This is a genomic window from Streptomyces azureus (assembly GCF_001270025.1).
GTDB lineage: Bacteria > Actinomycetota > Actinomycetes > Streptomycetales > Streptomycetaceae > Streptomyces > Streptomyces azureus.
Map to the genome: position 1 here is coordinate 9,286 of NZ_DF968433.1, position 9,120 is coordinate 18,405.

The following is a 9,120-nucleotide window of genomic DNA, read 5'->3' on the forward strand; positions in this document are numbered from 1 at the left end:
AAGGAACAGGGGGCTTCCCGGTCCCCTACGCTCCTGGTGGAGTGGCCGAGAGGCGAGGCAACGGCCTGCAAAGCCGTCTACACGGGTTCAAATCCCGTCTCCACCTCCAAGGACGATTAGCTCAGCGGGAGAGCGCTTCCCTGACACGGAAGAGGTCACTGGTTCAATCCCAGTATCGTCCACATCACACCGGAGCCCCCGGCCGTACGCATCGGCCGGGGGCTTCGTCGTGTCGCGACAATCGTGTCGATCGTCATGTCAGGGTCCTGGTGTCAGGACGAGAACAGCATGCGCCCGAAGCTCTTCTGCCGGTGGTGACCGTGGTGGCCATGGTGTCCGTGGCCACCGTGCGGGGCTCCCCAGGCGGGGGCAGGAGGGGCGGGGTAAGCCTGCGGAGCCGGCGGGGGCGGTGGGGCGGACTGGGACCACTGTGCTTCCAGGCGGGTCAGCGACTCCAGCTCGCCATAGTCGAGAAAGATCCCGCGGCAGCCGCTGCACTGCTCGATCTGGACACCGTTGCGGTTGTACGTTTGCATCGGCGCACGGCACTTCGGACACTGCATGGTGGTTCAACTCCTCGCCGGTCGGTCCTGCTTCGTGTGTCGCCAGGACAGACTCTGTCCGGCTGTGGTCGGTTACACCCTACTTCGTGCGCTCCTGCGCCAACTGCGGCGGGACGGTAGCCATTCGGTCACAGGCGTCCACGACCGACTGCTCCACCTCGTCGAGGGGACGACCGGCCGCGACGGCCTTGGCGACGGCCCGGGCCGCGGTCTGCACGGTGAGGGCGCGGGCGGGGACGTCCAGGGCGGGCCAGGGATCGCCTTCGACCGGGACGGCAGGGCCGCCCTCGGCGCGGTAGGCGGCGAGGAACCGGGCCCATTCGCCGGGCGGGAGCAGTCCGCAGGCGTACCAGGCGGCGGGGCGGGCGAGGTCCCAGGCGGGGACGCCGACGCCGAGGTCGTCCACGTCGATCAGCAGCCAGGGGCCTTCGGGGGCAGGGTGGCGTACGAGCTGGCCGAGGTGGAGGTCGCCGTGGCACAAGGTGCCGGTGTGCGGCATCGGCGCCTCGCCCTGGGCCCAGGCGGGGAGGGTGCCCCAGGCGCGCAGGACGGGGGTGGCGGCGGGGTGCGGGCCGACGGCCCGGAGCCGGGCGATGGCTAGCGCCGCCTTGGCGGGGCCTCGCATGGTGGGCGGGCCGGGCGGGGCCGGGGTGCGGTGCAGTCGCGCGAGGAGGGTGGCGGCGGCTTCCCAGGGGGCGGCGTCGGGAGTGTCCGGGTCGACGGGGATGCCGTACGGCCAGAACGTCACGAGGCGGCCGTGCAGGTCCGCGGGGGTCGGGACGAGTGGGGGCAGGAGGATGCCGGGGTGGTGGGTGGCGATGGTGAGGCGGGTGGTCAGTCCGGTCGTGTCGGTGTCTTCCGGGTGGGCCTTCGCGACCGTGTCCGCGTGCCGTACGACGATGCCGTCGGGGTGGTCCGCGAGTGTGGCTGCTCCGCAGGGGCAGGTCGAGGAGCGTGCGTGAGCCGTGGCTCGGGCCTTGGCGGTGAGCTGCTGTACGAGCAGGGCGGGGGCGGGCTTCACCGGGGCGAGAGTACGCGCACGTGGGGCCAGGGTGTAAGGCACTGTTGGGGACCGGTGCTCGGCATCGGTGCCGGGGCCGGGTGGGGCCGCAGCCCGGCGGATCGGGGTGCCGCTGCGCCCACACTGCCCCCCTGGCGGCACGACTGCCCGCAGCTGAGCGGGACCGACTGCCCCGCGCTGGGCGGACCGGCAGCCCGCGGCAGCTCGGCGGACCCGCACCCGCCTGCGTACGGGCAAAGCAATGCCGGCGCAGCTCCCCAGCTGCGCCGGCATTTGTGCCGTCCGCCGCACCCCCGTCCCCACGGGGTTTCATGGGTGGGATGTCCCTGCCCGGACCGCTCTTCCGGGCCTGGGGTCGCCGCTCAGCGCCCCAGCATCTCTCCCACGGACGACGCCTGTGTGGCCACTGTCTCCCACCCGTCGAAGACGAGGAGGAGCAGGACCGCCAGGGGAAGGGCCATCAGCGTCGCCACCACGGGGTGGCGACGGCCCTGGCGGCGGCGGAACGCGGCGGCGTACACCTTGCGTCCCTCCTCGCGGATCGGCGTCCGCGGTGCCGTGTGGGCCATGGTCCCTCTCCTGACCGTTCTCAGTTGTCGTCGGCAGCGGCGAGTGTCTGACCTCGGGGGACGAGTGCTGCACCCGCCGCTTGACCTCAAATCTAGGCGGCCGGCCCGCCCCGGGCGTCATGCCCTCGTACCGACTGCCGGGCCTCCCGGAGGATGAGCCGTCACCTGCGGTGTACTCCCCTGGGTGGAGGCGAAGGCCCAAGTCTCAGGGTCTTCCCCGAAGGGACGCCCGGCTCACCCCGCTTTGTCCGAGCTTCGCTCCCTCGGAATCGGCTGTTCGGCCAGTGCCAGCACCCGGTTCGCCATGAAACGGGCCGTGCGACCACGGTTCCTCCCTCACTGCCCAAACGGCGTGAGGGGCCCCCACCTGGTGACTTCGCTCACTTCCACGACACCTCGACGTACCGCCGTCTCCACCCTGCGACCCGCCCCGCTCACCACCACCTCATACGTGCGCATCGTGTCGCCGGCGTCCACGACTATCTCCACACGGTCACCCTTCACGGATCCAATCCCCCTTCCGTGGCGGGCGGTTGGTGTCAACCCCCGCGCGAACCCGCCCTGTCCGCGCGCCCACTGACCACCCTTCAAGTCTCCGATCCACCACTGACAATCCATCGCCCCGAGAGGGCGCGGCCTCTGCGCGCGGGCGGCTGTGGAAACGTAAGCTGTGGCTCGTCACAGGACCGGGCAGCGGGGATGAACATGGCGATGATGCGCCTGAGGCGCGAGGACCCGCGCGTCGTCGGCTCGTTCAGGCTTCACAGACGGCTCGGCGCGGGCGGGATGGGCGTGGTCTACCTGGGCTCCGACAAGAAGGGGCAGCGGGTCGCGCTCAAGGTCATCCGGCCTGACCTGGCGGAGGATCAGGAATTCCGCTCGCGGTTCGCCCGTGAGGTCTCGGCGGCCAGACGGATTCGCGGCGGGTGCACGGCACGGCTCGTGGCCGCCGACCTCGACGCGGACCGGCCCTGGTTCGCCACACAGTACGTACCCGGCCCCTCCCTGCACGACAAGGTCGCCGCCGAGGGACCGCTCGGCGCGGCCGACGTCGCGGCCGTCGGCGCCGCCCTGTCGGAGGGCCTGGTCGCCGTGCACGAGGCCGGGGTCGTGCACCGGGACCTGAAGCCGTCCAACATCCTGCTGTCCCCGAAGGGGCCGCGGATCATCGACTTCGGCATCGCCTGGGCCACCGGCGCCTCGACGCTCACCCACGTCGGTACGGCGGTCGGCTCGCCGGGCTTCCTCGCACCGGAGCAGGTGCGCGGGGCCGCCGTCACGCCTGCCACGGACGTGTTCTCGCTCGGTGCCACGCTCGCGTACGCCTCTATGGGCGACTCGCCCTTCGGGCACGGCAGTTCCGAGGTGATGCTGTACCGCGTCGTGCACGAGGAACCGCAGCTGCACGGCGTACCCGACGCGTTGGCTCCGCTCGTCCGGGCGTGCCTGGCGAAGGACCCGGAGGAACGGCCCAGCACGCTCCAACTGTCCATGCGGCTCAAGGAGATCGCGGCCCGGGAGTCGCAGGACCTGGCCGGTGTACGGCCGCCCGCGCCGCGCGGTGCCGAGACGGACCGGTCCACCGACACCTACCCCGAGCGCGGTCGGCGTCCGCAGGGACAGCAGGGTGCGGGGGCTTCCGGGGCGCAGCGCGGCCGGGGGACTCCCCCGCCGCGGCGCTCCTCCGGGCCCAGAGACGGCATTCCGTCGCCGGACGGTCCGGCTTCCCAGGGAGGCTCCGGCGCGCGGGGCGGGTCCCGGTCGACGGGCGGCGGGAACCGCGGCAGGACTCCGGTGCGCGGCTCCGGGGCCTCACGCGGCGGCACTCCGTCGCGGTCCGGATCACGGCCGACGCCCACCGGACGCAACGGGACGCGGTCGGGCAGCGGCAGCCGCACCGCCCCGCACAGCGGTACGGGGCGGCAGACGTCCAGGAACACGGGGACCGGGCTGCGGCCCGCCAACCCCCGGTTGCTGCGGCAGCGGCTGTTCGTGTTCGTCGTGGTCACGCTGCTGGTGGCCGTCGGCATCGCCCTGGTGCAAGGCTGCCAGAGCTCGGCGCGGGGACTCGGCGGCGACGGCGACAGGGGCGGTGTCCGGCAGGAGAGCGTCCGGCAGGGCTACGAACCGTAGGGCTTCGAAGCCTTCGAACCGCAGGACTTCGCTGCCTTGGGCCCGCGGTCACAGCCCCGGGGTCACATCCCCGGCAGGATCCGCTCGAAGAACTCGCGGTCGCCGTCGAAGACCGGGTCCAGGGCCAGGAACTCCTCCGGTGTGACCCAGCGGGTCTCGGCGACCTCGCCGGGGTCGGGGACGACCTCACCCGTGTCCGCGCGGGCGGTCCACCAGTGGAGGCGGAAGCGGTGGTCGTCGGTCTCCGACTCCCACACCTTCGCCAGCGGCACGACGGTGAGGCCTACCTCCTCGCGGACCTCCCGGACGACCGCCTGGTCCTGGGTCTCGCCCGGTTCGAGCTTGCCGCTCAGCGGCTGCCAGTAGCCGGGGCGGGCGACCGCCGGGCCGCGCCGGATCGCGAGGACACGGTCCCCGCGCAGTAGTACGGCGACGATCGCCTGGCGCTGTGCCACGTAGGGCCCCTAGGGCTGAGGGCGGCCGGTGGCCACGGCGTAGAAGGCCACAGCGGCCGCCGCGCCCACGTTGAGGGAGTCGACGCCGTGGGACATGGGGATGCGCACCCATTCGTCGGCGGCGACCAGGGCCTGGGTGGACAGGCCGTCGCCCTCGGCGCCGAGCATGAGTGCCACGCGGTCCATGGTGTGCGGGGCGGCCTCGTCGAGGGTCCGGGCCTTCTCGTCGGGCGTGAGGGCGAGCAGCGTGAAGCCGGCCTCGCGGACCGACTCGAGGCCCTTGGGCCAGGTGTCCAGACGGGCGTACGGTACGGAGAAGACGGCGCCCATGGAGACCTTCACGCTGCGGCGGTAGAGGGGGTCGGCGCAGTCCGGGGACAGCAGGACCGCGTCCATGCCGAGGGCGGCGGCGGAGCGGAAGATCGCGCCGATATTGGTGTGGTCGTTGACCGACTCCATGATCACGACGCGGCGGGCGGTCCGGAGGAGGTCGGCCGCCGTGGGCAGGGGCTTGCGCTGCATGGACGCGAGCGCGCCGCGGTGCACGTGGTAGCCGGTGACCTGCTCGGCGAGCTCCGGGCTGACGGCGTAGACCGGGGCGGGGAGTTCGTCGATGACGTCGCGCATGACGTCGACCCACTTGGCCGAGAGCAGCATGGACCGCATCTCGTAACCCGTTTCCTTGGCCCTTCTGATGACCTTCTCGCCCTCGGCGATGAAGAGGCCCTCGGCGGGTTCGCGCTTGCGGCGCAGTTCCACGTCGGTCAGGCCGGTGTAGTCGTGCAGGCGCGGGTCGTCGGGATCCTCGACGGTGATGAGATCGGCCACAGGGTTGATACTGCCTTGTCCTGGGTGCGGTGCCAACGGCTTGGGACGGTTGTGTTACCCGGGGTTACTTGCGGAGTGCGCCGGCCGTGGGGCCGACCTCCACGACCTCGCCGATGACGATGACCGCCGGGGGCTTCACGTCCTCGGCACGAACCGTCTCCGCGACCGTCGCAAGGGTCGCGTCCACTCGGCGCTGAGCCGCCGTCGTGCCCTCCTGGACGAGGGCGACGGGGGTGTCGGCCGGCTTTCCGTGCGCGACGAGCGTCTCCGCGATCTTTCCGATCTTGTCGACGCCCATGAGGATCACCAGCGTGCCGGTCAGCCTGGCCAGGGACGGCCAGTCGACCAGGGAGCGCTCGTCATCCGGCGCGACATGGCCGCTGACCACAGTGAACTCGTGGGCGACGCCGCGGTGGGTGACCGGGATACCGGCCGCGCTCGGGACCGAGATCGAGCTGGAGATCCCGGGGACGACCGTGCAGGGGATGCCGACCTCGGCGAGGGCCTGGACTTCCTCCATGCCGCGGCCGAAGACGTACGGGTCGCCGCCCTTCAGACGGACCACCGACTTGCCCTGCTTCGCGTGCTCGATCAGCGCGTTGTTGATGGCCTCCTGGGCCATGTAGCGACCGTAAGGGATCTTCGCCGCGTCGATCACCTCGACGTGGGGCGGGAGCTCGGCGAGGAGATCGCGCGGGCCGAGGCGGTCCGCGATGACGACGTCCGCCTCGGCGAGCAGACGGCGGCCGCGCACGGTGATCAGGTCCGGGTCGCCGGGGCCGCCGCCGACCAGGGCGACTCCGGGTGTGCGGGTGCGGTGGTGCGGGGCGACGAGCGTGCCGTCGCGCAGGCCCTCGACGACGGCGTCGCGGATGGCGGCGGTGTGGCGGGGGTCTCGGCCGCGGGCGTCCGTGGTCAGTACGGCGACCGTGACGCCCTCGCTGTGGCCGGTGGCCGGGGTCCAGGCCGTCGCCTCGTCGGCGTCGTCGGAGCGGACGCACCAGACGCGGTTGCGTTCGGCCTCGGCGGAGGCCCTGGTGTTCGCTTCCGTGTCGCCGGTGGCGATGAGGGCGTACCAGGCGTCGGCGAGGTCGCCTTCCTCGTAGGCGCGCTGGTGCCAGGTGATCTCGCCGGCGTCCGCCATGGCCTGTACGGAGGGGGTGACCTCGGGGGACACGAGGATGATGCCCGCGCCCGCCGCGATGAGGGCCGGGAGGCGGCGCTGGGCGACCTGGCCGCCGCCGAGGACGACCACGCGGCGGCCGGTGAGGCGGAGGCCTACGGGGTAGGCGGGGTGTTCGGCCATGAGGGTGCGGCTCCTGTTGCGGCGGTGGTTCGGTAGCCCTGACGTGCGGATTTTACGGCGCGGGTGTTCGGGGTGGCACAGGTGTCCGGTGGCTGGGCGTCGTCACCGGGTGCGGGTGCGTGAGTCCGTGCCCACGGACCCACGCGCACCACAGGAGCCTTACTTCTCAGTCACTCCCGCCGAATCGAACGTCGCCACCTCGTGCATCGCTCGGGCCGTGCTCTGGACCAGGGGGAGGGCCAGGAGGGCGCCTGTGCCCTCGCCCAGGCGGAGGTCCAGGTCGACCAGGGGGCGCAGGCCGAGCTTGTTCAGGGCGGCCACGTGGCCCGGCTCGGCGCTGCGGTGACCCGCGATGCAGGCGGCCAGGACCTCCGGGGCGATCGCGCGGGCCACCAGGGCGGCGGCGCCGGCGCTGACGCCGTCCAGGATCACCGGCGTGCGCAGGGACGCGCCGCCGAGGAGGAGGCCGACGATGGCGGCGTGTTCGAAGCCGCCGATCGCGGCGAGGACGCCGACCGGGTCGGCCGGGTCCGGCTGGTGGAGTTCGAGGGCACGGCGGACGACCTCGGTCTTGCGGGCGAGGGTCTCGTCGTTGATGCCGGTGCCCCGGCCCGTGACCTCGGCCGGGTCCGCACCCGTGAAGACGGAGATCAGGGCGGCGGAAGCGGTCGTGTTCGCGATGCCCATCTCGCCGGTGAGGAGTGCCTTGTTGCCGGCGGCGACCAGGTCGCGGGCGGTGTCGATGCCCACCTCGATGGCCTGCTTGGCCTCCTCGCGGGTCATCGCCGGGCCGGTGGTCATGTCCGACGTACCGGCCCTGACCTTGCGCGGCAGCAGGCCCGGCGTGGCCGGGAGGTCGGCGGCGACGCCCACGTCGACGATGCAGACCTCGGCGCCCACCTGGGTGGCGAAGGCGTTGCAGACGGCGCCGCCGCCGAGGAAGTTGGCCACCATCTGGGCCGTGACTTCCTGCGGCCAGGGGGTGACCCCCTGCGCGTGCACGCCGTGGTCGCCGGCGAAGATCGCGACGGCCGCGGGTTCCGGGATGGGCGGCGGGCACTGGCGGGACAGGCCCGACAGTTGCGCGGAGATGATCTCCAGCATGCCCAGCGCACCGGCCGGCTTGGTCATACGCTTCTGGCGCTCCCACGCCTCGCCGAGCGCCTTGGCGTCGAGCGGGCGGATCTGCGCGACGGTCTCGGCCAGCAGGTCGTGCGGTTCCTCTCCGGGCAGGGCGCGGCGGCCGTACGTCTCCTCGTGCACGACCCACGACAGCGGGCGGCGCTTGGACCAGCCCGCCTGAAGCAGTTCGGGCTCGTCCGGGAACTCGTCGACGTAACCGACGCACAGATAGGCGATGATCTCGAGGTGCTCGGGCAGGCCGAGGGCGCGGACCATCTCGCGCTCGTCGAAGAAGCTGACCCAGCCGACGCCGAGGCCTTCGGCGCGGGCGGCGAGCCAGAGGTTCTCCACGGCCAGGGCGGCCGAGTACGGCGCCATCTGGGGCTGGGTGTGGCGGCCGAGGGTGTGGCGGCCGCCGCGGGTCGGGTCGGCGGTGACGACGATGTTCACCGGGGTGTCGAGGATGGCCTCGATCTTCAGTTCCTTGAACTGCTTGGCCCGGCCCTTGGGGAGGGACTTCGCGTACGCGTCGCGCTGGCGCATGGCCAGTTCGTGCATCGCTCGCCGGGTGTCGGCGGAGCGGATGACGACGAAGTCCCAGGGCTGCGAGTGACCGACGGAGGGTGCGTGGTGGGCGGCCTCCAGGACGCGGAGCAGCACCTCGTGCGGGATGGGGTCGCTGCGGAATCCGTTGCGGATGTCGCGGCGTTCGCGCATGACCTTCAGCACGGCCTCGCGCTCGGCGGGGTCGTAGCCGGGGGCGGCGGGGCCGGTGGACTGTCGTGCTTCTTCCACTGCGGCCGCGCTCTCTGCTTCGTGGCGTTCCTGGTCCGCCAGGTCTTCCTGTTCGGCGCCCCGGGTGTCCAGGTCGTCGGCGTTCTGTACGAGTTCGGCTTCGCCTTCGCGGGGTGCGGGGACGATGACCACGGGTTCCGCCTCGGGCTGGGCCGGCTGGGGGACGGCGGCCTGGGACTGCTGCGGGCCCTGGACATGCTGTCCGGCCTGCTCGTCCGGGGCCGGGCCGGGGAGTACGACGGTGACGTCCTCGACGGGGGCCGGGGTGCTCTCCGGGGGCTGCGGAGTGGGGGAAACCTCGGGGGCTTCCGGCGCCGCGGGGGTGGGG

General features: G+C 72.6%; 8 protein-coding genes, 2 tRNA genes and 1 pseudogene. 3 read left to right on the plus strand and 8 right to left on the minus strand.

Going from position 1 to position 9,120, the window contains the following annotated elements; all coding sequences use genetic code 11:
* The first annotated feature begins 35 nt into the window (after positions 1-35).
* Together AOQ53_RS35175 and AOQ53_RS35180 are read left to right on the plus strand one after the other, a co-directional pair.
* A tRNA-Cys gene (locus AOQ53_RS35175) sits at positions 36-109 on the plus strand.
* Between the two features lies 1 nt (position 110).
* Positions 111-182, plus strand: a tRNA-Val gene (locus AOQ53_RS35180).
* Positions 183-272: 90 nt separating this feature from the next.
* On the opposite strand, the gene AOQ53_RS42205 is transcribed toward AOQ53_RS35180, so the two are convergent.
* The 4 genes and pseudogenes from AOQ53_RS42205 to AOQ53_RS46970 all read right to left on the minus strand — a co-directional run bounded on the left by AOQ53_RS42205 (position 273) and on the right by AOQ53_RS46970 (position 2,657).
* Entirely contained in the window at positions 273-563 is a 291-nt protein-coding gene (locus AOQ53_RS42205) for a TFIIB-type zinc ribbon-containing protein (protein WP_078945653.1), read from the minus strand.
* A 79-nt stretch (positions 564-642) separates the two neighbouring features.
* The gene (locus tag AOQ53_RS35185; protein WP_059423623.1) at positions 643-1,584 is read right to left on the minus strand and encodes a phosphotransferase; all 942 of its coding nucleotides are present in this window, start codon (positions 1,582-1,584) and stop codon (positions 643-645) included.
* 362 nt (positions 1,585-1,946) lie between these two features.
* Positions 1,947-2,153 carry a hypothetical protein gene (locus AOQ53_RS35190; RefSeq protein WP_059423625.1) on the minus strand — a complete coding sequence of 69 codons (207 nt, stop codon included), beginning with the start codon at positions 2,151-2,153 and terminating at the stop codon, positions 1,947-1,949.
* A 234-nt stretch (positions 2,154-2,387) separates the two neighbouring features.
* A pseudogene (locus tag AOQ53_RS46970) lies at positions 2,388-2,657 on the minus strand (hypothetical protein).
* Positions 2,658-2,852: 195 nt separating this feature from the next.
* On the opposite strand from AOQ53_RS46970, the gene AOQ53_RS35200 reads away from it, so the two are divergent.
* The gene (locus AOQ53_RS35200; RefSeq protein WP_059423628.1) at positions 2,853-4,286 is read left to right on the plus strand and encodes a serine/threonine-protein kinase; all 1,434 of its coding nucleotides are present in this window, start codon (positions 2,853-2,855) and stop codon (positions 4,284-4,286) included.
* A gap of 62 nt (positions 4,287-4,348) precedes the next feature.
* On the opposite strand, the gene AOQ53_RS35205 is transcribed toward AOQ53_RS35200, so the two are convergent.
* From AOQ53_RS35205 to cobT, 4 genes are all read right to left on the minus strand, one after another.
* A complete protein-coding gene (locus AOQ53_RS35205) occupies positions 4,349-4,741 on the minus strand; it encodes an NUDIX domain-containing protein (protein WP_059423629.1) in 393 nt (130 codons plus the stop codon).
* A gap of 9 nt (positions 4,742-4,750) precedes the next feature.
* Positions 4,751-5,569, minus strand: coding sequence for a TrmH family RNA methyltransferase (locus tag AOQ53_RS35210; RefSeq protein ID WP_059423631.1), 819 nt, complete (start codon positions 5,567-5,569; stop codon positions 4,751-4,753).
* 64 nt (positions 5,570-5,633) lie between these two features.
* Positions 5,634-6,875, minus strand: coding sequence for a uroporphyrinogen-III C-methyltransferase (gene cobA, locus AOQ53_RS35215; RefSeq protein WP_059423632.1), 1,242 nt, complete (start codon positions 6,873-6,875; stop codon positions 5,634-5,636).
* A gap of 159 nt (positions 6,876-7,034) precedes the next feature.
* Positions 7,035-9,120: nicotinate-nucleotide--dimethylbenzimidazole phosphoribosyltransferase (gene cobT, locus AOQ53_RS35220; RefSeq protein ID WP_236711921.1), on the minus strand; the 2,086-nt coding region annotated here is incomplete at its 5' end.

What these genes read in the sequence shown, in the direction of transcription:
- AOQ53_RS42205 (WP_078945653.1), bottom strand. Translation starts at nt 563, where the DNA reads ATGCAGTGTCCGAAGTGCCGTGCGCCGATGCAAACGTACAACCGCAAC.
- AOQ53_RS35190 (WP_059423625.1), bottom strand. Translation starts at nt 2,153, where the DNA reads ATGGCCCACACGGCACCGCGGACGCCGATCCGCGAGGAGGGACGCAAG.
- AOQ53_RS35200 (WP_059423628.1), top strand. Translation starts at nt 2,853, where the DNA reads ATGAACATGGCGATGATGCGCCTGAGGCGCGAGGACCCGCGCGTCGTC.
- cobA (WP_059423632.1), bottom strand. Translation starts at nt 6,875, where the DNA reads ATGGCCGAACACCCCGCCTACCCCGTAGGCCTCCGCCTCACCGGCCGC.